This is a genomic window from Aquibacillus kalidii, assembly GCF_014280935.1.
Lineage (GTDB): Bacteria > Bacillota > Bacilli > Bacillales > Amphibacillaceae > Aquibacillus_D > Aquibacillus_D kalidii.
Genome location: NZ_JACLZI010000016.1, coordinates 58,887 through 84,320, shown reverse-complemented (window position 1 = coordinate 84,320; position 25,434 = coordinate 58,887). Strand labels below are relative to the sequence as shown.

The following is a 25,434-nucleotide window of genomic DNA, read 5'->3' as shown; positions in this document are numbered from 1 at the left end:
GATTGACTGTCTTGTAAACCTATTCAATAAACTCGAATTCATATTCCAGTAAGCGGACGGTATCGCCATCTTTGGCTCCCTTTTCACGTAACTGCTCATCTACACCCATTCCTCGAAGCTGCCTTGAAAAACGTTGTACAGATTCATCGTGATTGAAGTCAGTCATTTTAAATAACTTTTCGATGCGATGTCCATATAGCACAAAAGCTCCATCCGGATCCCTTGTGATTTGGAAAGGTGCTTCCTCTTCTTGATGACGATAAACGACACGTTCTTCCTTTTCTTCGATTGGTTTGGTGTGTTTTGGAATCGTAGCCAATTTATCAGCCACTGCAAATAGAAGATCTCTTACCCCTTCTCTCGTTACAGTTGAAATCGGATAAACAGGATAATCTTCCTCTAACTGTTCCTTGAACATCTCCAGATTATCTTCTGATCCAGGGATATCCATTTTATTTGCCACAATAATTTGTGGACGATCTTTCATCGTTTCATCGTATTCGAATAATTCTTTATTAATGGTTACATAATCCTCATATGGATCTCGGCCTTCTGTTGATGCCATGTCTATAACATGAACAATAACACGCGTTCTCTCAACATGACGTAAGAACTGATGACCTAGACCTACTCCTTCATGGGCTCCTTCAATTAAACCAGGTAAATCAGCCATGACGAAACTTCTTTGATCCTCTGTTTCAACAACGCCTAGATTTGGTGCTAAGGTTGTAAAATGATAATCAGCGATCTTCGGTCTAGCCGCACTTACAACAGATAAAAGTGTTGATTTTCCAACACTAGGAAAACCTACTAACCCTACATCCGCAATAAGTTTCAATTCAATTTGGATATCTCTTTCTACACCCGGTTCACCATTCTCAGCGATATCAGGGGCAGGGTTTCTTGCCGAAGCAAAACGTATGTTTCCACGTCCTCCACGTCCTCCTCTAGCAATTACCGCACGTTGACCATGTTCAATAAGATCTGCAAGGACTTGACCACTATCCTCATCACGTACTGTCGTACCCGGTGGAACAGGTAAGACCAATGGTTCTGAGTTTCTTCCATGTTGTCCTTTACTCATCCCATTTTCTCCACGTTTCGCTTTAAAGTGACGTTGATAACGGAAATCCATTAAGGTATTTAATCCTTCGTCTACTTCAAATACAACATCCCCACCGTTTCCACCATCACCGCCGGCTGGGCCACCCATTGGAACATATTTTTCACGTCTATAAGCAACGAGACCGTTTCCACCGTCTCCTGCTTTCACATATACTTTAACCTGATCGACAAACATTTTTGTTCACCTCTTTAGCTGCTAATCCATGTAATCGTACATTGGTAGTTAGCATTTGCTAATTGTTCTATTTTTACTTCTTGAATTGCTTGATCTTCTAATAGTAATTGTTGCAAATTATCAACATTCTGAAAATCACCCTGAAACGAAACGAAAATTTGCACGTTTCCTGTTTCTAATTGTTTTTTCAGCGTGAATTCTCCATTATAAAGCTCCATCTTAGAGCTATGATCTATTAATATCCCCATCATTTTGTTTAATCTTGTATGTATCTTATCATCATTAATTGGGATCGTCGTATCTTCTAAGTCAACTTGGTAGTTGATTCTAAAATTATCATATCGCCAGTTAAAGCTCATTAGCCATATTATCGTTTTTGGCATATTTAAGTTTTGTAGTTTTCGTTCGTTCTCAGCTTCCGCTACAAAATCATCTAGCTTTGCTTTAACTTTATCTAATTTCCCCATGGATGCATATCCCATTATTAACTGGATTTGATTCATCCAATCGTGGCGATAATGACGTAAAAGTTCAACCATATCTTCTTCCTTCATCATTTCTCGTTCCCCCTAAAGCATTAAGCAAATTATAGCAAAAAAAATAACATAAGAAAAATTTCTGTAAGATTCTTAGCTTATTATTGATAAATTGCTTCATAAATAGTCATAATAATTCGGCTTGAACGTATGATTTACTGATTAAAGGTAAAAAAGGACCCTAACCAAAAGGCTAGAGTCCTTAAGAAAGTCAAATTAAGCTTCTTGAGCTACTGGATAAACGCTAACTTTCTTGCGATTACGTCCGTAACGCTCAAACTTTACAACACCATCTGTTTTAGCAAATAGTGTATCGTCTCCACCACGGCCAACGTTCTCACCCGGATAGATCTTTGTACCGCGTTGACGGTAAAGAATAGATCCACCAGTAACGAATTGTCCATCAGCACGTTTAGCACCTAAACGTCTACCAGCTGAATCACGACCGTTTTTTGTACTACCTACACCTTTTTTAGATGCGAAAAATTGCAAATCTAGACGTAGCATTGGTTTGCACCTCCTTATTTTTCAGAGATGGATATATATTGACCATAGTCTCGCTCAATGGTTTCTAGGGATACTAACATCCCTTCCAATAGCCATTCCGCTTTGGTTCGTGTAGCTTTCCCCAACTGTGTCGGGAGTTCTACACGTAAGTAACCACCTTCGCCACCTTGATCAATGATAGGCTCGATCTCACAAAGCTTAATCACTGCATTTACAGCTCCAAAAGAAACTGAAGAAACGCCGGCACAAACTAAATCATGTCCGACAGGGCCACTTTCAGCATGACCACTCAGTTCAAAAGCATAGATACTTTTATTATTGCGGTAAATAATCACCTTAATCATGATACAAATCCTTACGCGTTGATTTTCTCAATCGTAACCTTTGTATAAGGCTGACGGTGACCTTGCTTACGATGGTAATTTTTCTTAGCTTTGAATTTGATAACAGTTACTTTCTTGCCACGGCCTTGTTTTTCAACTTTAGCTGTAACAGAAGCACCATCAACGTAAGGAGCTCCGACTTTAACGTCATCGCCACCAACGAAAAGTACTTTATCAAATGTGATAGACTCACCAGCTTCGCCTTCTAGTTTTTCAACGTAGATAGCTTGACCTTCTTCTACTTTTACTTGCTTACCACCAGTTTCAATAATAGCATACATACTCTTGCACCTCCTCATAGACTAAGACTCGCCATACAGGTGCCATTAGGCTTATACATACCTGTTCTGTGCGGTTGTAGCAACAGGTGCTACGATGAATAACGTATTGATGTTATCATGAATCATTAGACTTTGTCAATGCTATCAGCAGAAATCGAAGCAATTTGTTGATCGATTAATGTTGTTGTTCCAGTTAATTTTACCTGATAGGAAGCTATGTCATCTACAATATGAAAATAAACCTCTTGCGAGAGTATTTCTCTTAGCTTTTCGAAACTTATACAACCTTTGAATGTACGGTATAAAGATTCATTTACATCGATTAGAATAGCTTCCACCTTACTATTCTGAAATCCTAGTATAGTGCGTTCCAACATATAAGCATTGGTTTTTTGTGACATCGGAGTAGTGATTGTCGTTTTGTCACCAATTAAATGAGTAAGTGATTGTGACTCACGTTTTCTTGTCATTTCCACTAATCCTAGTTTAGTAAACCCGTAAACCTCTGTCCGCGTACTATCCTTTTTTAGCTCATCGCGCAACGCCTTTAACACAAGCTCTTGTTGTTGGATCGTTTTCATCCCGATGAAATCAATGATAATTATACCAGAAATATTTCTTAATCGAATTTGTTCAGCTGCTGTTATAGCCGCAATACAATTTGCCTTTGTAACGGTTTGTTGTTTGTCGCCCTTGTCAATGAACCTTGCAGTATTGACATCAATAACCGTCAATGCTTCTGTTTCTTCAATATACAATTCGACTCCCTTTGGTCCCAACACAACAGGATTCATGATCGATTCAAACAGCTGCTCGATTGTAATTGGTAATTGCTGATCGATTAATTTTTCCCAGCTAACTTTATCCTGAATAGTTGGGAAGGTGGTCCGAATACGCATAGCTAAATCACTACGATCAACATAGATAGCCTCAATATTATCTGGGGATATCTTTCTTATCAACCTATCAGATAGCATATCATCTATCCATAAGCTTGAGGGAACCTTTTGCCTTTTGGCAGATTGTTCTAATTCCTGCCATCTCTTTCTCAAATTGGCATACTGCTCTTCCACATCAGATAATTGCCTATCTTTAGATGAGGTTCGGATAATTGCACCCTCTGTACCCTCTCTAAATGCTTCAAACTCTTTTACTAGCCTTTCCCTACTTTCACTAGGAAGTTTTCTTGACGCTGCAACATAGTTACTATAAGGAAGGTAGACAACATCAAGTCCTGGCAAAGTAATATTAGCTGTCAGCCGCGCTCCTTTATTGCCGTATGCTTCTTTTTCAATTTGGACAATTATTCGCTGTCCTTCTGTTATAAGAGATTCAATAGCTAATTGCTGATCCTGCCTTGCTTTCGGTAACTCTTTCCGTTGTAAGAAACCTGGTTTCTCATCTCCTATATCAACAAATGCAGCTTGAAGTCCTTTATCAACCTTGACTACTTTTGCTACAAAGACATTTCCGACCTGAAAGTCAGAACCAGGTCGGTTAATTATTACGTCTCTTACAGTTTTATTTTCCACTACGACAGCTGTTTGCTCTGTAGTCAACGTTTGTAAGTATAAGGAGACCATCTATTTTCCTCTTTTCCATTAATTACGCTGGCTTGTAAGTTCACCAATTGTAGATTGGTAATGCTTTAATTGGAAATATGTATGAAGTGACTCGTTTTCACCCACTAACTCTGTAATAGCAGCACCATCTTTTACATGGATGTGATGGTAATAATTTCGCCTAAACATAGAAAAAACCTGCTTAAGAGGCATATCGTAGTCAACCACTACAGGTCTAACTCTTTTAATATTAGGTTTTTCCGTATAACGCTTAAGCAGAAAACGAATAAACACATAATATCTTCGTTTCCATTCTAGACGATTTTCCCACAATATAAAACCCACAAGCATTACTGTACTTAATGTAAATGGATAAAAAATGAGAAATAGAACGGTAGCTATTAAAGCAAAAAAGATAGAAAGCTGCACCATAGTGGTGTGGGCTTTCCTAAAAGGTAAAATAGATGATAATAATAAGTGCATTAATTTACCACCATCCAATGGCCAGATTGGTAGTAGATTGAATAATAAGATAGTCGTGTTATATTGGAACCCTAACGAAATCAAATAGTCTGGGAGCAATTGATTGGTTGAACAAAAAAGTAACAAACCGTGAATCCAAACATGTTGAAGGGGGCCTGCTAATGTTATCCAAAACTCTTGGCTAATTGGTTTACTAGCATGCTCATCCGTCTCCATTACCCCTCCAAAAACCCATAAACTTATTCTCCTAATTCGCCAATTAAAAAATTTTGCAACACTATAATGTCCAAGCTCATGAATAATAACAATAAGAAATATAATAGTAATTTCCATAAAAGTACCTGTCATTACAGAGACTAAAAGAAAAAACCATAAAATTGGATGTATATACAATGGTGGAAGATTCTTAAGGACGTTCGTCAACTTGCATCACCTTTACTGGGTCTAAGAATTGGTTATCTTTCTCAATCGCAAAATATACGGTTTTAGCCTTGGACGTAGCTGGGTCGTATTCTCCGATTGTTTGGTTGCTTGAGATTAATTGATATTGATGTACATTTATAGAAGACAAATTACCATAAATGGTATTGCTATGGTCAGGATGTTGAATAATTACTGTCTTATCTGTTTTTGGATCATTTCCTGCAAAAATAACGATCCCACTCTCCATTGACAACACATCTGTCTTCTTATCAGAAGAAATCATAATACCTTGTCCATTCATTTGAAATGTTTGGCTTATCGTACCATTAACAGGCAATGCTAATTGCTCTTTTTCCGTTTCATCCTTCGTTTGGTTCGGTGTCAGAGCAAGTGGGAAACCGAATTTCTGCTGGTACCACTGATTAACCGTAGCAAAAGGAAATTCTTCTGTTAATGCTTGGCTTGTCCATTGTTTTGGCGCTTGTAACGACGTATTATCAACTCGAAAGAAGATTGCTACGCCAAAAAACAATACAGCAGAAAGGATTAATTTCATTACGAAAGACGCTACAAATGTGTCTTTCAAGTTACTAGTTGAACCAGAACCAGTAGGTGTTGGCATATATCCATGTTTCTCTTCTTCTTGTGGAAACATAGCGTCTGTGTATCTCTTAGGTGCTTGTGGATTGCTTGCTAGTGTTTTTTCTTTTTTTCTTTTCGCAATATCTCTTCTTATTTGGTTAATATCTTTTTTCATAGCACTTCACATTCCTTCACCTGGTATTTGTACAAGTCTATGAACAAAACAGTAGAGATATGCTGTATATGTATAATTTAGGTTATTGTTTTCATTGCAAATATTTTGCAGTTAATTATAAATGGACCGTAGCATGTTATCTGTTCCGCTCCATTCGTATGTTATTCGCATCGAATGAAAAATATCTCTTCTAATCCGTTTCATTTGTGCGGTTCTTTCATCGCATGTAAATATCTGCTCTATTCTTCTTCAATCGTTGCCGCTTTTTTCCATCCAATTTAAATATCTGCTCTATTCTCTGCAACGTTTGCGTTTTTTAGCATAAAGTAGTAGCTGATTATAACCTGCTCGAACCAGAAGGTAGAAGTATTCCAGAATAATCGAGTATATTCCGTCCGATGCATCAGTTTTACATTACTATTCTAACTATAGAGTAAAGAAGGCCCAATCGCTTCCTATCAAATTCTTAGTACCATACATTCTACGCTAGTAAGATTTTCCTAAGCACAAAAAAAGGAAGTTCTATCAAATGATAAAACTTCCCTTTTTCATTATATTCTATGATCTCATTCCGAAGAATTTCTTTACCTTTGAAAACATTCCTTTTTCATCTTCAAGAGACATTAAAGGTACCGATTCTCCCAAAATTCTCCTAGCAATATTTCTGTATGAAATAGATGCTCGTGTGTTCGGTTGAAAAGCGACTGGTTCCCCAAAGTTAGAAGCCTTAATTACTTCATCATCATCCGCTACTATACCTAACAATTCAATAGATAATACTTGAACAATCTCATCGACATCAAGCATGTCACCATTTTTAACCATGTGGTTACGAATACGGTTGACAATTAAATGCGGTGGTTCTACATCTTCATGCTCTAACAAACCTATTATTCTATCAGCATCACGAACACTAGATTTCTCAGGTGTAGTAACAACTATTGCTTTATCAGCACCAGCTACTGCATTTTTAAAACCTTGTTCAATTCCAGCGGGACAGTCTATTAATATGTAATCATAATCTTGCTTTAACTGTGCAATAATCTGTACCATGCCTTCTGGAGTTAAATCAGACTTATCACTTGTTTGCGCTGCAGGTAACAAATATAAACATTCAAATCGCTTATCTTTAATTAGTGCTTGCTTCAAATTACAACGATTTTGGATCACATCAACGATATCATAGATGATTCTATTTTCTAGACCCATTACAACATCTAAATTACGCAAGCCAATATCTGTGTCTATTAAACATACTTTTTTCTCTAATAGCGCTAATGCAGTACCTAAGTTAGCTGTTGTGGTTGTTTTACCAACCCCACCTTTACCAGAGGTAATAACGATTGCCTCACCCATTTAAAACTCTCCTTTCAAATCCGCTAAGGTCTGGTCGCTTTTGCGAAAGTACTTGAAGACGATCAATGATTATCTTAGCTTTCTCCTCGTCAATGAGCCCACATTCCATATAAACACCTTCTGACTCATAATCGGGTGACCTACTAATATAATCGGCTATTCTTAATTGGCTTGGTTGCATATAAGAAGCGATAATTACAGCTTCCCTATTACCATCAATACCAGCATGGGCTATACCGCGAAGACCTCCCAAAACGAAGATATTACCACTCGCCGTTACTTTCCCACCTGGATTTACGTCACCAATTAGTAACAAATCTCCTTTTACTTCGATTACTTGACCAGAACGCACAATTTTTGAAATGGTTTTTATTTCACTTTCCTCTTTCCATTCCAGTGCTTGCTTTTTTGAAATCACATTCGATTCAATCGATTGAACAACTAGTTTATTCTTTTTTCTTATTATATCACGAAGTTCATCTTCTTGATGTTTATGTAAATACCGGTTACCAAGTTGAATGGTAACAGTGATCATTGGTTCATCCTTGTCTGTGTATTTCGTAGACAAAACTTCTTCCAATTCCTTTTTAACGTCATCGAATGAACATAAGTCATCTATATATAAAGTAAGACCCTCTCGAGTACCTTTAATCGTTATCAGTTGTTTGTTGACTATCACGATAGGTTCACCCCAAAAAAATATTTTGTTCCCATAGTTTTTATAAGCTGTCATTGTTATGAATTTTTCCACTGCACAATAATTCGATCGGTGTTGATATACAAAGATTCATTAACAGCTTCTTAAGGGAACAGCTTCACTGTTTACGATCAAATTTACCTTGTGACCATTTTAATAATTTTGGTTTAACGATTGGATAAAGCAAAATCAGAAAAATAACGTTAGAAATAATAGTCGGAACCAGCCTATCAATCAAATATAAATTCCATGACATGGCATGAATCCCAATAAACCAATATACAATGTAAATACCTATATCTGCTGCTGTTACTCCAACTATTCCTAACAATAACGCAACAAAGTAATTCGTGTGTAGAACTTTTCGGATCCCATGTATAGCATAAGTAACGATCCCATAAGTAAACATGTACACCCCTATTACATTAGTATATACAATATCTAGCATTAAACCGAAGAGAATTGCATATAGAATAGAGTAATATGTACTTTCTAGATCGTAAAAAACACTAATAAGGATAAGAAAAATAAGGATCCAATGCGGAACAATAATCCATTTGTCCGCGATTAGACTTTCTGGCAAAAAATCTAGGGCAACCCCTTGAAAAACAAGAATCATTAACAGAAGGAAAGGGAGATAGAATCTCTGCATTATTCTTCCTCCTCCAGCTTTTCTTCGTCAGGTGTTGGCATAACACGATCCACTACAATTACGTGGTTCATAGCGTACAAATCTGCAGAGGGTTCTACATATGCCACTTGTGTTAATCCATATTGATCTGGGTTAACCTCTTTTATTTTTCCAATCTCTAAGCCTGATATAAACAAACCGCCTAGCCCAGAGGATACAACTAGGTCATCCTTGTTAACTTTCGAGTCATACTCTGTTAATTCTAATAGCAAAGAATCACTTTCTTCATCATATCCAACAATAAAGCCTGAAGGATCTTTGTCCTGATCAGCTACATCAATAGAGACAGAAATCCTATTTGAACGATCAAAACCATTTAATAGTAAAACGGTAGATGTAAATTGAGAAGCAGTTTGTACCTTCCCTATCATACCTTCCCCTGTTATAACTGCCATATTGGCTTCTACGCCATCTTGTTTTCCTTTGTTTATAGTAATAAGCTTAAACCATTGCTCATGACTACGTGATACTACCGATGCTTGGATTGGAACAAAGTCCTTAATACTCTCCGTTTTATCCAAAATGCTTTGTAACTCTTCATTGTCTATTTTTAATTCCTGGTTCTCATGAACAAGTAGTTTATATTTACCAAGACGTTCTTTGAGCACTTGGTTTTCTTTATAAACATTTTTTATCTCATCAATATTAGAAAAAATAGTCGTCGTAAATTCTACCGGAACGTGAGCAATTCCTTGTATCCACCCAACGGTGTCCTTTAGAAATTGTTCGGCAGTTGTAAGTTCATCTCTATCTCGTAAAGAAAAACCGATTAGTCCAACAAGAAGGATAAAACCAATTAGAATGATAAATAGTCTTTTTTTACGGAAAAATAACATATAAACACCTACTTACTCCAATGTGGAACGAGTGGATATATTGGGATGAGACTTAAAATGTTGAATATACTCAAGCGATTTACCAGTACCGATTGCAACACTATCTAAAGGTTCTTCCGCAACAAATACCGGCATCTTCGTTTCATCACTGATCACTTGATCTAGTCTTTTTAAAAGTGCTCCTCCACCTGACAATACAATCCCTCTATCCATAATATCTGCTGCAAGCTCTGGTGGAGTTTTTTCTAATGTATTTTTTACTGCCTCAACGATAGCAGTAACGGTATCTTTTAATGAAGAAGCAATTTCCCCTGCTGATATTGTAATCGTTTTTGGTAGCCCTGTCAGTAGATCTCTACCCCTAATGTCCATTTCTTCATTTTCAAATGGTTCTCCGGCAGATCCAATATCCATCTTAATTGACTCGGCAGATCTTTCCCCAATCATGAGGTTATATTTCTTTCTCACATATTGGGTAATTGATTCATCCATATCATCCCCTGCAACCCGAATAGACTGACTAGTTACAATTCCACCTAGGGAAATGATGGCAACTTCTGTCGTTCCCCCACCAATGTCAACAATCATACTTCCAGTTGGTTCCCAGACAGGTAGGCCTGCACCAATCGCTGCTGCAAAAGGTTCTGCTATTGGAAATGCATCCTTTGCACCTGCTTGTTTAGTTGCATCGATGACAGCGCGTTCCTCTACCATCGTAATGCCAGATGGAACACAAACCATTACATTTGGCTTTTTCGCAAAAGAAGATCGATTTTTTTGAGCTTGTTTAATATAATATTTCATCATGGCAGCAGTCGTATCGTAATCTGCAATTACACCATCTTTCATAGGCCTGATAACAGAAATATTACCTGGAGTTCGTCCAATCATATTTTTAGCAGAGCTACCTACTGCTTCAATTTCCCCGGTTGTTTTGTTCATAGCCACAACAGATGGCTCTCTAACTACAATTCCTTTACCTTTAACAAAAACCAGCGTATTTGCTGTTCCTAAATCTATACCTAAATCCTGAGATAAACTAAATCTTGCCAACTAAATCTCCCTTTCCTAGAACTATTTCATGTTGTTTGCACAGTTAGTTATATGTACGTTGTGCTTTTATATTTCAATCATAACATGAAAATTAACCCATAATCTTTTTTCACGTTAATCAGACTAAATTTTACAACTAATGAGAATAAGCGCCAAATACAAGGCTAAACTTGTAGAAGGCGCCAACAAATCTTTGTTGATATTAATTATACGAAAAAAAAAAGAAAATAGATAGTATTATAAATATCCTTTTTCTTTTAAAGAAACAAATTTGTGATCCCCGATAACTAAATGATCAAGTAACTCAATACCGATCATTTTACCACATTCCGCTAACCGTTTCGTTACATGAATATCTTCTTGTGAAGGGGAAGGATCTCCAGAGGGGTGATTATGCGCACAGATAATGGAAGCAGCTGAACGTTTAACGGCTTCACGAAAGACTTCTCGAGGATGGACAATTGAGGCGTTTAAACTTCCGATGAAGATGGTTTGACGATGAATAACTTGATTTTTTGTATTTAAAAACAAAACAACGAAATGCTCCTGCTTTAATATTCTCATCTCTTCCATCACATAGTCTGCACCGTCTTCAGGACTACGAATGACATATTTCTCCTGTGGCTTCAATTGATGCATTCTTTTACCTAATTCAATTGCAGCCAAAATGACGACAGCCTTTACTGGGCCAATTCCCTTAATTGCAACAAGTTCTTCTATAGTGGAGTCTCTCAGTAAATTCAAGCCTTCAAAATGCATCAACACACGCTGTGAAAGCTCACTGACAGACTCTTCCTTTGTCCCTGTACCTAATAAAATGGCAAGCAGTTCTTGGTTAGAAATATTAGTAGGGCCTGCTTTAATAAGTCTTTCACGCGGTCGATCCTGCTTCGGAATATTCTTCATCATCACATTTATAGTCATATCATGCATCCTCCCTAATTCCTTTATTTAGGATAAATATTAAAATCACGTAAATAACGAACAACTATTGAAACTGGTAAGCCAACTACATTATAATAGTCACCTTTAATTTCTCTTACTAAGAACGCACCCTTCGATTGAATCCCATATCCACCAGCTTTATCCATAGGATCACCTGATTCTACATATTGATCAATTTCTTCTTCAGACACATGCCAAAACGACACTTCTGTTTTAACTGAAAATACTTGTTCACGATCCCTAGATTTAATCATAACGCCCGTATAGACACTATGCTTCTTGCCATTTAGTTGTGTTAACATTTCTTTGGCATGTTGTTTACTCTGTGGTTTTGTTAACACTTCACCTTCAAAGCTTACTACTGTATCGGCACTTAAAATAACCTCATCCTGTTTAATTTCCAATTCGTTCCCTTTCATTACAGCTAATTGCTCAACGAGTTGCCTTGGATCCTTTATTACCATTTTTGATTCATCTATTTCGCTGAATGTAACACGAAATGGAATATTAACTAATTCTAGCAGTTCCTTTCTCCTGGGTGATCCGGAAGCCAATATTAACTGATTCATTGTCTTATCTCCCTTTCTATAATTGATATTTTACTTGTCTTAACGTATTTCAACAAATAGGCAAACTTGTAAAATCATTAAGAGAAGTAGGTCCAAAATCTATATTATCCGTAAACACATGATAAAAACTTTCTATTTCCTATAAACAAAAAAGAATAAGTAAGGTAATTTTCCCTACTTATTCTTTCCCTATTTGCTCATATTTGTTCCACATAGTTAGCAAGTGTACTTGAATGTTGTTTGAACTTGCACCATCTTTTACATCCTTGACAAAAGTGTTTCCCACTGATTGTAGTGCAGAGACTTGTTTTGAAGCATCTTTTGGAGCGGTTTTTAACCACTCTTCCCAACTAGATATGCCACTGGATAGATCAGCTTGATTCATCGATAGTGCCGCTTGCCATTTTTCAGCAAAACCTTTAAGCCATTCTGCTTCCGCTGATGTTACCGAGACTTCTGTTGCTTCTGTTTGCCAAGGCTTACCAGCATAAATTTCTAGACCCTTATCAATCATTTCTGCCTCTAGTGTATCTAAATCCTGACTAGTTGCACCAGCACCAACAAATACATGGTAACTACCATCATTCTGCCAAAGCATCGATGCATATCCAGCATCCGTAAAACTTTGTCGCGTTGCTTTCGCCTGTTCTTCCGATTGAAATACACCACCTTGGATGAGAAATGCACTTAAACTGGCTGTGGAGAATGAGGTTGTGCTAGCTTGTCCACCTTTATTATCATTATTAGTAGAAGAAACTGCAGGCATTGCACCCGATCCTTGGGCAACTTCTCCGTCATTATCAATTCCGACAAACATTCTTAACATGACAAATCCTAAGGTTATACCAATAATAGCTGCGGCTGCAGCTGCTACTCCGAATAGTTTAACGGCTTTTGGCACTTTGGGTTTCTTTTTCTTCTTTGATTGAAGTTGACTAAACCAATCCTCTTCATCTGAATGCTCTGTTTTCTCATACTCTATTAAATCTTCAGGGTTAAAACTTTTGTCAACGGCGGCTGCTTGTTCCTCAAACGAACTAGTCCAAGAGTCTTTCTGTGGTCTTGGTTTTGGTTGTGGCTGTGAATGGTCACGAATAAATGTTTCTTTCCCGTTCATTTTTACTGAGATAGGTTTACGATTGTCCACTTTGTTCCCTCGTTTCTAATAGAGTTTGTTTCACTCTATCACATTAGGTATAAAAAGTAAGACGAGTTTTGTCTAATGCAAACCCCAATTTTTCAACAAATTATTCATATTCGCAAAAAAACAACACCTATTGTGCAAAAGGTGTTGTTTTTTCTGCCGATGGTTTAAATTCGTAAGTAGGGGCCTCTACTTTTAAAGCAGCTAGATCAGGGTTGTAATAAGCTGAAAAAGTAACAGAAAAAGCTATACTATCCTCCGCAGCCTCGCTAAATTCCAATTGTTCAATCGTTACTAGTCTTTCAGCAGCGCTCAATCCTTGGATAAAGTTGTACATGCCAACGTAATTTTCAGACGTAACCTGTAATTGATATTGAACTTCTTTCACAGCACTGGAGATCCCAGTCTGCTCCGTATCCGTAGCCTCGTTCTGCTTGTCTTGCCCCGCTAAAGCTAGTTGGTTAATGGTGCTGTTCGCTTTCGTTTCGATGTCACTAAGTAAAAGTAACAGTTGATCTGTTGCCTGCTCAACTGGTAATTGTTTTTGTAGTTCAGTTGTTGGTGTTGCATTTTCATCCAATTCTTGTTGTGCTTTAGCTAATAGATTTTTCTGGATCTGTAATTGATTTTGTGCGCTTTTAACTTGGTCAGAAAGAGGGCCTACATAATAAGATCGACCTATAAAATAAAGGGCGAAAGGTAGCAACACAGCAACAGTAACAATAATGATATGAATTCTATTCCATTGTATGATCATTGCTGCCTTACCTCCTCTATCCATGCTTGTTCATTAATTTCAATTTGAAAAGAAGCTAAGTAATACGCATCATCTGATTGAACTCTATCCATCTTAGCAAATGTAACATTTTCAACAAATGCTTGTTCTCTAATAGCATAGGAGTATGCTGCAGCTTGTGTCATATCTTCTACACGTATGTCGATCGATAATCCTTCTTCCATCGAAAAGGCAAAGTGACTAAAATAAGTGTTTTCAGGTAATAACGCTATCATCCGATCTAGTAATGGAAGAGTAGGAAAAATAGAATTTTCCACACTTACTACTTGCTCTTTCAATTGCAACCTTTGTTCCTTTATGTTTTTTAAGCTCGTTAGCTCCTGTTGTTTTTCTAGGTTCTGCTGTATTTCAAGCTCTAGTGAATTTATTTGTTCCTCTTTGCTACTATGCTGCCATAATAAAATGGAAGCCGCAACGACGAGTAAAAGGACAAAAACAATAGCGATTATGTAAGGAACTACATTAATCTTCTGTTTTTCTATAAAATTTATTTCTACCATCTTCTTGTTCCTTTCCTTTTACTATTTTTTTGCTTTAATAGCTAAACCAATTACTTCGGCAAACCTTGCTGGATGATGAATCGCTTCTTCTAGTTTATTCATGGATTCGATCGGCAATGTAAATCGTTCTCTCATTGCAGTAATCACTTGATTTAAGTTCGGAAAGTCTCCCGATAATAGTATTTTTGTGATTTGTTCCGTTCCATCCATAACAGAATATTGATAGAAATCCATAAACCGTTCAATTGTCACGATCTGGTCACTAATTACTTGTTCCAAATCTTCCATTTCTCCTGTCCAAACTAATTCATTTTTCGTATCATCCCAAACCCAGCTATTTCGATTTAAATTTGATTTGATGTGCCTAGTAAAGATTGGTTTGTTTTGCTTGAAAGCAGTTAGAACAGTAGCATCCTTACACCATTGTATAGTAAGCAGATGTTCATTTTCGTTAGGTAAATCTAATTTATAATACAGTCTATAAAGCGATAACGATGATAAATCTGCAACTTTTGGCTTCAAACCGGAAAGATGAAATACTTTTAGAAATTCGTTTATTCTTTCTTTTGGGTAAGCAAAAAGTAATATTTTACTTTGATCCTTCTCTTCCCCTGTTAGAACGAAATCAACGACTGGATCTTGAAAAGGCAGACGGATACTTGCATCTAACTCCATATGGATATAGCTTTTCGTCTCTTCCTTTGACAGTCCTTTTGGAACCAATTGCTCACGTATTGTAACAAAAGAATCTGGAACACAAAAAGAAAGCGATGCGTTTCTCCATTTTTTGTTTTTCACAAGTTGCTCCAGGCTTGTTTGGAAGTTTTTGTTATCGATTATTTTCCCATCTTCCATTACACCTGGTTCTAGTACTAACTCTCCATAGTCCGTGATACCCTCAATAGTCGGCTGACTGCTCACTACATAGCGTACTACTCGGTCTTTAATTACAAAATTAACCTGCTTGTTTAAATTGATCAACATGCTGCTGTCACCCTCTTAGAAAAAAGTTGTTATATACCAATGAATCATGTTTTCACCAAAAAAGTAGCTCGTTAAACTCCCTAAAACAATAAATGGACCAAATGGGAACGGCTCTTTTCGCTTAATGATTTTCATACTTAATAGAGCAATACTAATAATTGTTCCATATAAGGTAGCTAAAAGGAAAGCAAGTAAAACTCCTTGAAATCCTAATACTATGCCTAGTAACGCTAATAATTTCATATCACCGCCACCCATACCACCTTTACTTACGATAATAATTAGTGCAAGTAAAAGGTATGCCGATACAGCGCCTATAACGGGAGACCACCACGGATCAAGAGGAACAATAATCCTCATCACTATAAAGAAAGGCAGAAAGAACAGTAATACTCGATTTGGTATTAGCATGTACTTTAAATCGCTTACTATAATAATGGAATAAAGGGAACACATGAATAAAGCAGTTAATAGCTCCCATTGGAAGCCAAGTGTATAAAAGCTAAAAGCAAATAAAACACCTGTCACTAACTCCATAACTGGATAAATAGGAGAAATAGATTTTCGACAATGGCGACACTTGCCCATTTGAATCAAATAGGAGAAGACTGGTATTAGTTCATACCATGAAAGTGTGTGGTGACAATGAGGACAATATGATCTTTGGGATTCAAACATTTTTTTCTCAGGCACACGTAACCCAACGACGTTAAAAAACGAACCAAATATAATTCCGATGATAAAAAAATAGATGAGGTAAAAGGTTTGCATGGTTTATCTCCTGTATATGTAATGAGATCCCTCAAGGGAGGGATCTCTAGAATAGTTTATCCATAATGGTAAATTATTGTGTAGGATTAGTAAATGTATATTCTCCATTATCTAAGAAAATACTGTCTGTTCCAGGTCTATCTACATCTTCATCCACCAAATAACCTTCAGTAATTAAATCATTAACTGTTGTGTTTCCAGTTATATCTCCTGCAGCATTAGCTAGGCGTGCAGCCTCTAATATCATTTCATCTTCAGCATCATTAGCATCATTTCGTGCATTATCAATAATTCCACCAATCGCAGGCACAGCAATCGCAACAATAATCCCCAAAATAACGATAACTGCAAGTAATTCAACCAACGTAAAACCTTTCGCATTGTTCAACTTCTTAAGTGCTTTTTTGAACATGTCAACACTCTCCCCTTGTTTAAAATTTTCATAAAAAAGGACTACCAACATGAAGGCATAAAGATTCATGATGCTAGTCAGTCGGTTGCACTAATTGCTCCTGATTATCCAAGTGCCCAAATATAGATAATCGCTCATAGCATCCTGTCCTATTTTATTTATTCGTTGTTTTTCACAACATTCTACTTACGTCTATTATACTATAAGTCACATCGTTGTCTATAACTTTTTTACTATAAATTCTACTATTCCTGTCAAATACCTTCAAATAATGAAAACATTGGGATAACGATTGCCATTACAATAGCACCAACAACAGTTGCTAAGAAAACGATCATTACAGGTTCTATTAATGACTTTAGTTTATCTGAAGCTTCGTCCAAATCTTGCTCATAAAAGTCTGCTACTTTTTTTAACATGGCATCTAGTGAACCTGTCCTTTCACCAACTGCAATCATTTGCGTTACTAGCTTCGGAAAAACCCAATTCTCTTGCATAGGGGCAGCAAGTGATTCCCCTTGCTCTAATGATTGTCCACTCGCTTTTAATACTTTCTTAATCACACGATTATTAATAACCCGTTCGGTAATTTCTACTGCTTGTAAGATTGGAACTGAGCTATTTAACAATGAACTCAATGTTTGGGTCATTCGTGCAAGCAATGATTTTTGAATAAACTTTCCGAAAATTGGAATTCGAAGCTTGGCCAAGTCAAAGCTATACGCAAAATGTGGCTTCTGTTCTAAATACTTGTAAACAAATACTGCTGTGATTACTAATAGTAACAATAACCACCAAAACTTCTGAACAACGTCACTGATATTCAAAATAAAAGCAGTATACGCCGGAATTTCTTGATCAAATGAAATAAACATACTTGTAAAAATAGGAACAATATAAGCTAATAAGAAAATGGTTATTAAAACTGAAATAGCTCCTATCACCATTGGATACGTTAAGGCGGTCACGATTTTTTGTTTTAACTGGTATTGTTTTTCATAATAGCTTGCCATATTTTCTAAAATTTCATCTAAATTACCACTTACTTCACCTGCATTAATCATACTTACTAGTAACTCAGGGAATAGTTTAGGAAATTCTGCCAGTGCTTCTGAGAGTGCAATCCCTTCTTCTAAAGAATCTTGTACCTTAGCTAAAGCATTTTTCAATTGCTTGTTAGCAGTTTGATCCTCTAAAATAGATGTTGCTTCTACTAAGGATATACCCGCATCAACGAGAGTTGAAAACTGTCTTAAAAAAATAACAAAATCCCTATTTTTAATAGCTTTTCCTAGGTAGATATCTTTGTATAGAAAACTATTGAGCTCATGAATATCAAAAACAGTCGTACCTTCTTGTCTTAGCAGCGTAATTGCTTCCCGTTTAGACTCAGCGTCAATCTTTCCTTTAAGTGTTTTTCCAAGTCGGTTCTTCCCTTTATAACGAAAATAGGTCATTTATTCACCCTCTTTCCCTTAAATAAGGAAGTGCGTGCTCTTGAGTAATAACTCCATTATTAACTAGCTTTTTAATGTCCATTGTCATCGTATGCATACCTTGATCGCGAGCTGTTTGCATTGTATTCGGTATTTGGTGCATTTTCTCATTTCGGATTAAATTCTTCACAGCAGGTGTATTAATTAAAATTTCCGTTGCTGCTACTCTACCTTTTCGGTTGGCAGTTTGGAACAACCTTTGTGAAACAATTGCTTGTAACACATTGGCCAATTGAATTCTAATTTGACCTTTTTGATGACTCGGAAATACATCTATAATACGATCCATCGTCGACGATGCATCAGTAGTATGCAAGGTACCAAGTACAAGGTGCCCAGTTTCAGCAGCCGTAATAGCTGTTGATATTGTCTCTAAATCTCGCATTTCGCCTACTAGAATGACATCAGGATCTTGGCGAAGACAGGCACGTAACCCATTTTGGAAATTGATCGTATCAAAGCCTACTTCTCTTTGATCAATAATACATTTCCCATGAGAGTGCAAATATTCGATTGGATCTTCAAGCGTTATAATGTGTTTATTCATCGTTTTATTCATATAATCAATCATTGCTGCTAACGTCGTACTTTTCCCACTACCTGTTGGCCCAGTGACAAGTACAAGACCTTGTGTGCGTGCCGCAATATCTTTAAGTACATCAGGCAAATCTAGTTGGTCAATACTCGGAATGTCAGTTGGTACAATTCTTATCGCAAGCGAAATACAACCTCGTTGATAAAAGATATTCATACGAAATCGTGAAACACCAGCTATCCCATGTGATAAGTCCATTTCACGCTTAGTACGAAATTCTTCCCATAGTGCTTCGGTTAAAACGCTTCTTGCCATTTCTTCTGTATCAACCGGATGTAATTCCTCTTCGCCATGTGGTAATAAATCGCCGTGAATACGGAATACAGGAGGTGTTCCTACAGTTAAATGGATGTCAGATGCGTTTTGATAAAAAGCTGCTTTTAACAAAGATTCTAAACGATTCATAATGCTCTCCCCTATTCCTCCGTTGCTACTCGTAAAACTTCTTCGATAGTTGTTTGTCCTTGTTTTACCTTAGCCAATCCATCATCTATTAAAAATTTCATTCCGTTTTCTTTAATATATCTTTGAATTTCTGGCATAGAATTATTGTTCATCATCATCTGTCTCATAAAGTCATCAATAATAAGTAATTCATTAATTGCCATTCGTCCTTTATATCCCGTATCTTTACAGCTATTACAACCCTTACCTTCTGCAACCTCTTCGATTTCAATCTCATACTTATGAAATAGATTTTTTTCCATTTCCGTAGCAGGTCGGGTATGCTTACAATCTTTGCATACCTTTTTAACTAACCGCTGAGCCATGATCGCTGATAAAGAGGAAACAACTAAATATGGCTCAATATCCATATCAAATAGTCTTGGTATTGCCGCAACTGCACTATTCGTGTGCAGCGTGCTAAACACCATGTGCCCAGTTAACGCTGAGCGAATAGCAATTTCTGCTGTCTCTCGATCACGAATCTCCCCAACCATAATAATATTTGGATCCTGACGCAAAATTGAGCGTAATCCTTTCGCAAATGTCAACCCAATCCCAGTATTAACTTGAACTTGATTAATACCATCCAACTGATATTCTACCGGGTCCTCTACGGTAATTATATTTACTTCTTCTCGATTCAACTTGTTAATCGAAGCATAAAGTGTAGAGGTTTTCCCAGATCCAGTTGGTCCAGTTAAAAGCACTAAGCCAGAGGGCTGTGAAATAGCTTTTTCATACTTAGCTAAATTTTCTGGACTTAAATCTAGCTCGGAAAGCTTTTTAAAAACATTACTTAAATCTAATATACGGATAACAATTTTCTCACCAAATACGGTTGGTAACGTAGATACCCGTAAATCTATTGGCTTATCATCTAAAACTAATCTTACTCTTCCGTCTTGAGGTAATCTAGTTTCCGTAATATTTAGGTTAGACAAAATTTTCGTTCTAGCAATTAAGGAGTTTTGCAACCTTTTCGGAATCGTCCGCTCTGTTCTAAGTACACCATCAATTCGATACCGGATGGAAAGATTTACTTCATTCGGATCGATATGAATATCACTAGCTTTTAAATGTACACCAGTTTGAAGAATCTGGTCCATAATACGGATAGCCGGAGCATCATCGTGTGCTTCAGCCTCTTCCTCTTCCAACTCACTATCACCAAGGTCATAAAATTTGTTAATCGCTTGTAATATATCATCTTTTGAAGCGATAACTGGCTTGATTTCAAACCCAGTAGATAGTTCTAAATCATCAATAGCATAGTAGTCCATAGGATCGTTCATTGCTACTAGAATCGTATTATCTTGTTGTGTTAAAGGTAATAATAGATTTCTCTGGGCCACATCTTTTGGTATTAATTCCATCAATGTTCTGTCTACTGGATAGCGATATAACGAAACACTCTTAATACCTAGCTGTAATTCAAGAACCTCTAGCAATTGTTGTTCTGTAATATAGCCCTGTTCAAGAAGAGCATCCCCAAGCTTCTGTCCGTCTTTTTTCCGTTCTAAAGCTTCGACAATTTCAAATTCGGTTAGGATCCCTGCATCTTTGAGTAGGTCTCCGAGTTTTCTTTTTCTGTTTGTAGTAGCCATATTATTTCCTCCCAGCGAGCGGATACTCAATTCGTAGTTTCTTTTTGGGGTGCAGGCACAATTAAGTCTCCACCTGTATTTTCATCTTCATCACCTGATAGAAAATCAAGATCTGTTTTTTGATAGGTTACTTCTGTACCACCTGTTCCTTTGAAACTATTGGAAATAATAGCTCCCACAATTTGAGCACCGCCATTAAGATCCACTTCAGCATTTGGAGCGAAAATAAAAGATGGACTATATGTTCCACCACTAATTTTCACTTCGTCTCCAGCAGTTAATAAATACCCTTTTAAACCAGCACTTCCAGTTATTTGAAAATCTGCACTTTCTGCATATACAAATCCAAATATTCTCTGATCTCCTGACATCATCAACTCTTTACCTTCATTATCCCCCTTTAAATAGATTCTTAAATCATGAACAATACCTCCATTATTGATTGAACTACTTGAACCTAATTCAATTGATTTTTTAACATAGAGCGTCAGGCTTCCTCCGCCCAAAATATTTATGTGCCCATTCTTAATATTCAGGTAGTCTACTACCATGGATCTATCCTGTCCATTTGTGTCAATATTTAATGAGTAATTACTCTGTACGATAATCTCATTAAAAGCTACATTTTTAGTTAATTCTAATGTATAGCCATCTGTTAGGTAACTATCAATTCTAAGATCATGATTTTGTATTACGTAATACCGCTCTGAATCACTTTTCACTACCTCTTTACTATCTAGTGGATCAAATTCAGGAAATGAAGGAAACTGTGGTAATTTCAACATTGTAGTCGCTCTTCCGACTACGTTTATATTTACATCATTAGGCTTTTTTAACGCTATATCTACTGCCTGGTGTGGAACATATAAATTGCCAGTAATGACTGGTTTTCCATTTAGCTCTACACTATTTGACTTTATTGAGTTAGTACCTGCGTCACCAGTAATCGTTGCACTTCCACTCATGATAATATCCTCATTTGTATAAACGGCCATATCCACTGGGAAACTACCTCCACCGCCAGATGATGATCCCCAATTAACCTTAAACTCTTTTTCCACCGTTCTTGATCGTTTACCAATTTGACCTACTGATACTATCTTATAATTTTCATCATCTATTTTTTCTACTTTTACAGTTGCTGTTGGAGTATCATTAAAGTGCTTTTCAAATGTATTTGCCGGCAAAGTTTTCTCTTCTAATAATTCAACAGTTAAATCACCTGCATTTTTATTATTTTGTATCCATTCTTGTATTTCACTGAATCGTTTGGTCATACCAGCCTCTGCAATATAATAAGTTGCTTGATATTCCCTATCCACCGTACTAAGCTTTGTATTACTCACTGCTACCCCTAATAATCCTAATCCAAGTACAGTTAGCACAGTAAAAACCATAAGCACCATAACTAGCGTAGCACCGCGCTCGTTACCAATACCGCGACTTTTAACTATCCTCATCTATCTTCACCTACTCTCTTATATAAACTACTGTAGATAAGGAAGATGTCTTATTAAACTGATTCGGTAAACTTTCTACTGAAATGGTTAACTTATTACCATCCTTCTCTACATTGAATTCGTCAATATCACTTACGAATAAAACATCATTTTTTAGAAGATCATTATTTACTAGTTTATAAGAATCTGTGCCAACAGTAAGAGTTCCCTCATTCACAAAAACAGTATTTTCTCCTACTGTTCTAATCTCTTTTGTCAACGTATTAACAACAAGTCTAACATTTGCTTGATTATCTATCTGTTCTGTTTGACTAGTAAACTGTTTTTGACCAAATATATGAACGGAGCTTATTAAGAGGATAATCATTGACATAATTGCTAGTGTGGCCAATAACTCCACTAAAGTAATCCCTTTTTCGTTGTTCAATCAGATTCACCCTCTAACTTTTTCCAGTTATATATCGTTTCCATTTGGGCTTCTAGTTTGTTTGATTTGCTTTCATATACTTTCACTAGAACGTTTCCGATATTAGTAGAAGATGGTTTATCCAAAGTTAAAGCAATCTTGTATTCATCTGTATCTTTAGAAAATGTGTATTCCATTGTAGCGCCATTATTTTGCCCCGCAACATAACCGGTATTTTCCACCAGCTCCGTTAATGCCTTAGAAAAGGTGTACTGTGTTGTAATATGATACATTTTTTCCATTTCTTCCTGTGCCAAATAGGTCGCGTCTGAAATGTCTTCTGTGATTTCGTTCGTCTTGGCAGATTGGACAAAGAAAGCAAGAAAAGAAAGGATCACAATAGATAGGATTGTAATAGAAGCAAGTATCTCTATTAACGTGAAACCTTTGTTACTCTTCAATAATGTTCCCATTACTTTCTTCACCCTTTCATTCATAAATTTACGGTTCAAATCAGTATATAATCTTAGTATAAATTTTATCTATGAATATGTAAATCTTATAATTATAACTATTGACCTACCATCAATGACCAAAAGTTGTATTCACTCCACAAAAAAAGCCTACCTTTGTACTATTTACCAAGTAAAAGGTGGCTTTATCTACTTCTTTTATCACTCTGCTTGTAATTGAGCACCGATCAATTTATCATACATGGCTACTTTATTTCTCCCCTGCTGTTTGGCACCAATATACATGGCACGGTCAGCATGTCGGATTAAATCAATTGGATCTTCACAATTATCTGGATAAGTGGCAACGCCTACACTCGCTGTCACATTAACGAGTATTGGATCTTCTTTATCTAAAATGTGCTGTTTGAGGACAAAAGAATTACTTGCTATTTCTTTACGGATGAGTTCTGCGATTCTTAATGATTCCATTTTTGTACAGTTAGGTAGTAAGACAACAAATTCTTCTCCACCGTACCTTGCAACAATTCCTTTATCATCCATTAATAGTTTTAAGCGATTCGACAACTCTTGTAGGATCTCATTTCCACTTTGATGCCCATAAGTGTCATTAATATGCTTGAAACGATCTAAATCTAATAAAACTAAGGAGATATGTTCGTGCCTTTTAGTCAGTCTTATGTTTGCAAAATAATTCTGGATGTAATTATCAAAAAATCGGTAATTGTACAAGCCCGTTAACTGATCACGTTCACTGCGCTTTCTTGTTTCTTCATAGTTACGTGCATTCTCTAGCGCGACCGCTAAGTAATTTACTAGAATATCAAGAATCATAAACTGATACTTTTCGAAGCCACCTTTTCGTTTCGAAATTAACGTTATAACGGCAACGATTTTATTGTTCCTTTGCACTGGTACAGAAATGATACTTTCCCCTTGTACTGGCAAATAACTTTCCGCAAATTGTGCCCAATCTTTTTGACTTTTATAGGTAATCGTCCTATTTTCTCCCCAAGCCTTACCGCTTACCGCTTCAAATTTCCTTAGTTTATCATTTGCAGGGAATTCTATCTTACCTTCCACATCATATAATCTGGATAGTTTTAACGTTTCTGCATCTACTACCTCATATACATACGAGTAATCAACAGCCAGCAATTTAGTCACACGTTGCACAAACAAGTCGATTACCTCATTAACTTCAAGCTCCCCAGTTAACTCATGTCCGATCTCACTCGTTTCCTGTAGATAATCATTAACTTGTTGACTAGAATGAAATAGTTTTAAAATGATAGAAATACTGATAAATGGAAAGCTAACAAAGTATATACCAGCTACATCAAAATCTCTGTACATCATAAACAACACAAATCCTACCGGAAGGACAACCAAAGTTGTACAAAATTCCCAAATAACACTTTTATTCAAAAATTTGACCTGTGATCCTACTAAGAATCTGCGGAAACAATATAATAATAAATGATTCGTCACAAAAACAGTAATAGCATAACCAAGCAATGGTACAACTTCACGGAATGTAGATAGATGAAATTCACCCACCGTACCTCCTAACCATTTGTACACACTTGCAGCAGCCAACGAAACAAATAAAAACATCAATAAATTCAGCGGAATTCTGTATGAGTCAGAACGTGATATCTTAACCTTAGCGAGCACAATAAGTACAGCTAATTGCGTTAGCATTACCTCCATAAATAATCCATAACTAAGAAACACTGCAAACCCTATTCCGTGCACAAAGAAAATAGGCGTGTTGCTTACGATAAATGGAAAGAACGCAACAATACAGGCAACTAATCCATACGATATAATTGCCAACAGCTCTCCTTCAATATCCGGGAAAGATGTTTGGTATATAAAAGCTATAGTTAGTGGCCAAATAAACAATAAAGCTACCCATAGAGCTATTTTTTTATAGTTTGGCACCATGCTTACGACATCCCCTA

28 protein-coding genes, 1 riboswitch and 1 other annotated feature are annotated in these 25,434 nt (G+C 36.6%); all 28 genes read right to left on the bottom strand.

Features of this window, described 5'->3' with window-relative positions; genetic code table 11:
- Window positions 1–19: 19 nt before the first annotated feature.
- Window positions 20–1,300 carry a GTPase ObgE gene (gene obgE / locus H7K77_RS03230; RefSeq protein ID WP_186576277.1) on the bottom strand — a complete coding sequence of 427 codons (1,281 nt, stop codon included), beginning with the start codon at window positions 1,298–1,300 and terminating at the stop codon, window positions 20–22.
- A 14-nt stretch (window positions 1,301–1,314) separates the two neighbouring features.
- Window positions 1,315–1,857 carry a Spo0B domain-containing protein gene (locus tag H7K77_RS03225; protein WP_186576276.1) on the bottom strand — a complete coding sequence of 181 codons (543 nt, stop codon included), beginning with the start codon at window positions 1,855–1,857 and terminating at the stop codon, window positions 1,315–1,317.
- 195 nt (window positions 1,858–2,052) lie between these two features.
- On the bottom strand, window positions 2,053–2,343 hold the full coding sequence (gene rpmA / locus H7K77_RS03220; protein WP_186576275.1) for a 50S ribosomal protein L27: 291 nt from the start codon (window positions 2,341–2,343) through the stop codon (window positions 2,053–2,055).
- A gap of 14 nt (window positions 2,344–2,357) precedes the next feature.
- Window positions 2,358–2,687: a ribosomal-processing cysteine protease Prp gene (locus H7K77_RS03215; RefSeq protein WP_186576274.1), complete on the bottom strand. Its 330-nt coding sequence runs from the start codon at window positions 2,685–2,687 to the stop codon at window positions 2,358–2,360.
- A gap of 11 nt (window positions 2,688–2,698) precedes the next feature.
- Entirely contained in the window at window positions 2,699–3,007 is a 309-nt protein-coding gene (gene rplU / locus H7K77_RS03210; protein WP_186576300.1) for a 50S ribosomal protein L21, read from the bottom strand.
- Between the two features lie 14 nt (window positions 3,008–3,021).
- Window positions 3,022–3,093, bottom strand: a sequence feature (ribosomal protein L21 leader region).
- A gap of 39 nt (window positions 3,094–3,132) precedes the next feature.
- Window positions 3,133–4,590: a ribonuclease E/G gene (locus H7K77_RS03205; RefSeq protein ID WP_186576273.1), complete on the bottom strand. Its 1,458-nt coding sequence runs from the start codon at window positions 4,588–4,590 to the stop codon at window positions 3,133–3,135.
- A gap of 18 nt (window positions 4,591–4,608) precedes the next feature.
- A complete protein-coding gene (locus tag H7K77_RS03200) occupies window positions 4,609–5,400 on the bottom strand; it encodes a M50 family metallopeptidase (RefSeq protein ID WP_222599192.1) in 792 nt (263 codons plus the stop codon).
- Window positions 5,401–5,458: 58 nt separating this feature from the next.
- Entirely contained in the window at window positions 5,459–6,232 is a 774-nt protein-coding gene (locus H7K77_RS03195) for a M23 family metallopeptidase (protein ID WP_186576271.1), read from the bottom strand.
- Between the two features lie 558 nt (window positions 6,233–6,790).
- Window positions 6,791–7,588, bottom strand: coding sequence for a septum site-determining protein MinD (minD, locus tag H7K77_RS03190; RefSeq protein WP_186576270.1), 798 nt, complete (start codon window positions 7,586–7,588; stop codon window positions 6,791–6,793).
- Window positions 7,581–8,267: a septum site-determining protein MinC gene (minC, locus tag H7K77_RS03185; RefSeq protein ID WP_328701015.1), complete on the bottom strand. Its 687-nt coding sequence runs from the start codon at window positions 8,265–8,267 to the stop codon at window positions 7,581–7,583. Before minC ends, minD begins: the two co-directional genes overlap by 8 nt.
- A gap of 136 nt (window positions 8,268–8,403) precedes the next feature.
- Window positions 8,404–8,937, bottom strand: a complete 534-nt coding sequence (gene mreD / locus H7K77_RS03180; protein ID WP_186576268.1) for a rod shape-determining protein MreD — start codon at window positions 8,935–8,937, stop codon at window positions 8,404–8,406.
- Window positions 8,937–9,812, bottom strand: coding sequence for a rod shape-determining protein MreC (gene mreC / locus H7K77_RS03175; protein WP_186576267.1), 876 nt, complete (start codon window positions 9,810–9,812; stop codon window positions 8,937–8,939). The genes mreD and mreC overlap by 1 nt, the downstream gene beginning before the upstream one ends.
- Window positions 9,813–9,824: 12 nt before the next feature.
- Complete coding sequence (locus H7K77_RS03170; protein WP_186576266.1) at window positions 9,825–10,865, bottom strand: rod shape-determining protein; 1,041 nt, start codon at window positions 10,863–10,865, stop codon at window positions 9,825–9,827.
- Window positions 10,866–11,102: 237 nt separating this feature from the next.
- A complete protein-coding gene (radC, locus tag H7K77_RS03165; protein ID WP_222599191.1) occupies window positions 11,103–11,789 on the bottom strand; it encodes a RadC family protein in 687 nt (228 codons plus the stop codon).
- Between the two features lie 23 nt (window positions 11,790–11,812).
- The gene (locus H7K77_RS03160; RefSeq protein ID WP_186576265.1) at window positions 11,813–12,379 is read right to left on the bottom strand and encodes a Maf family protein; all 567 of its coding nucleotides are present in this window, start codon (window positions 12,377–12,379) and stop codon (window positions 11,813–11,815) included.
- 178 nt (window positions 12,380–12,557) lie between these two features.
- A complete protein-coding gene (locus H7K77_RS03155) occupies window positions 12,558–13,526 on the bottom strand; it encodes a hypothetical protein (RefSeq protein WP_186576264.1) in 969 nt (322 codons plus the stop codon).
- Between the two features lie 127 nt (window positions 13,527–13,653).
- On the bottom strand, window positions 13,654–14,280 hold the full coding sequence (locus H7K77_RS03150; protein WP_186576263.1) for a hypothetical protein: 627 nt from the start codon (window positions 14,278–14,280) through the stop codon (window positions 13,654–13,656).
- On the bottom strand, window positions 14,277–14,819 hold the full coding sequence (locus H7K77_RS03145) for a PilN domain-containing protein (protein ID WP_186576262.1): 543 nt from the start codon (window positions 14,817–14,819) through the stop codon (window positions 14,277–14,279). The genes H7K77_RS03150 and H7K77_RS03145 overlap by 4 nt, the downstream gene beginning before the upstream one ends.
- Window positions 14,820–14,840: 21 nt before the next feature.
- Window positions 14,841–15,803 carry a type IV pilus biogenesis protein PilM gene (gene pilM / locus H7K77_RS03140; protein WP_186576261.1) on the bottom strand — a complete coding sequence of 321 codons (963 nt, stop codon included), beginning with the start codon at window positions 15,801–15,803 and terminating at the stop codon, window positions 14,841–14,843.
- Window positions 15,804–15,818: 15 nt separating this feature from the next.
- Window positions 15,819–16,574, bottom strand: a complete 756-nt coding sequence (locus H7K77_RS03135) for a prepilin peptidase (protein ID WP_186576260.1) — start codon at window positions 16,572–16,574, stop codon at window positions 15,819–15,821.
- Window positions 16,575–16,647: 73 nt separating this feature from the next.
- On the bottom strand, window positions 16,648–16,986 hold the full coding sequence (locus H7K77_RS03130) for a competence type IV pilus major pilin ComGC (RefSeq protein ID WP_186576259.1): 339 nt from the start codon (window positions 16,984–16,986) through the stop codon (window positions 16,648–16,650).
- Window positions 16,987–17,057: 71 nt separating this feature from the next.
- Window positions 17,058–17,140: riboswitch (cyclic di-GMP riboswitch) on the bottom strand.
- A gap of 100 nt (window positions 17,141–17,240) precedes the next feature.
- Window positions 17,241–18,443 carry a type II secretion system F family protein gene (locus H7K77_RS03125; RefSeq protein WP_186576258.1) on the bottom strand — a complete coding sequence of 401 codons (1,203 nt, stop codon included), beginning with the start codon at window positions 18,441–18,443 and terminating at the stop codon, window positions 17,241–17,243.
- Between the two features lie 4 nt (window positions 18,444–18,447).
- The gene (locus H7K77_RS03120) at window positions 18,448–19,485 is read right to left on the bottom strand and encodes a type IV pilus twitching motility protein PilT (protein WP_186576298.1); all 1,038 of its coding nucleotides are present in this window, start codon (window positions 19,483–19,485) and stop codon (window positions 18,448–18,450) included.
- 8 nt (window positions 19,486–19,493) lie between these two features.
- On the bottom strand, window positions 19,494–21,128 hold the full coding sequence (locus H7K77_RS03115) for a GspE/PulE family protein (RefSeq protein WP_186576257.1): 1,635 nt from the start codon (window positions 21,126–21,128) through the stop codon (window positions 19,494–19,496).
- Between the two features lie 26 nt (window positions 21,129–21,154).
- Entirely contained in the window at window positions 21,155–22,588 is a 1,434-nt protein-coding gene (locus H7K77_RS03110) for a DUF7305 domain-containing protein (protein WP_186576256.1), read from the bottom strand.
- A gap of 10 nt (window positions 22,589–22,598) precedes the next feature.
- Window positions 22,599–23,015: a PilW family protein gene (locus H7K77_RS03105; protein ID WP_186576255.1), complete on the bottom strand. Its 417-nt coding sequence runs from the start codon at window positions 23,013–23,015 to the stop codon at window positions 22,599–22,601.
- Complete coding sequence (locus tag H7K77_RS03100; protein ID WP_186576254.1) at window positions 23,012–23,467, bottom strand: type IV pilus modification PilV family protein; 456 nt, start codon at window positions 23,465–23,467, stop codon at window positions 23,012–23,014. Before H7K77_RS03100 ends, H7K77_RS03105 begins: the two co-directional genes overlap by 4 nt.
- 201 nt (window positions 23,468–23,668) lie before the next feature.
- On the bottom strand, window positions 23,669–25,414 hold the full coding sequence (locus H7K77_RS03095) for a sensor domain-containing diguanylate cyclase (RefSeq protein WP_222599189.1): 1,746 nt from the start codon (window positions 25,412–25,414) through the stop codon (window positions 23,669–23,671).
- Window positions 25,415–25,434: the final 20 nt, after the last annotated feature.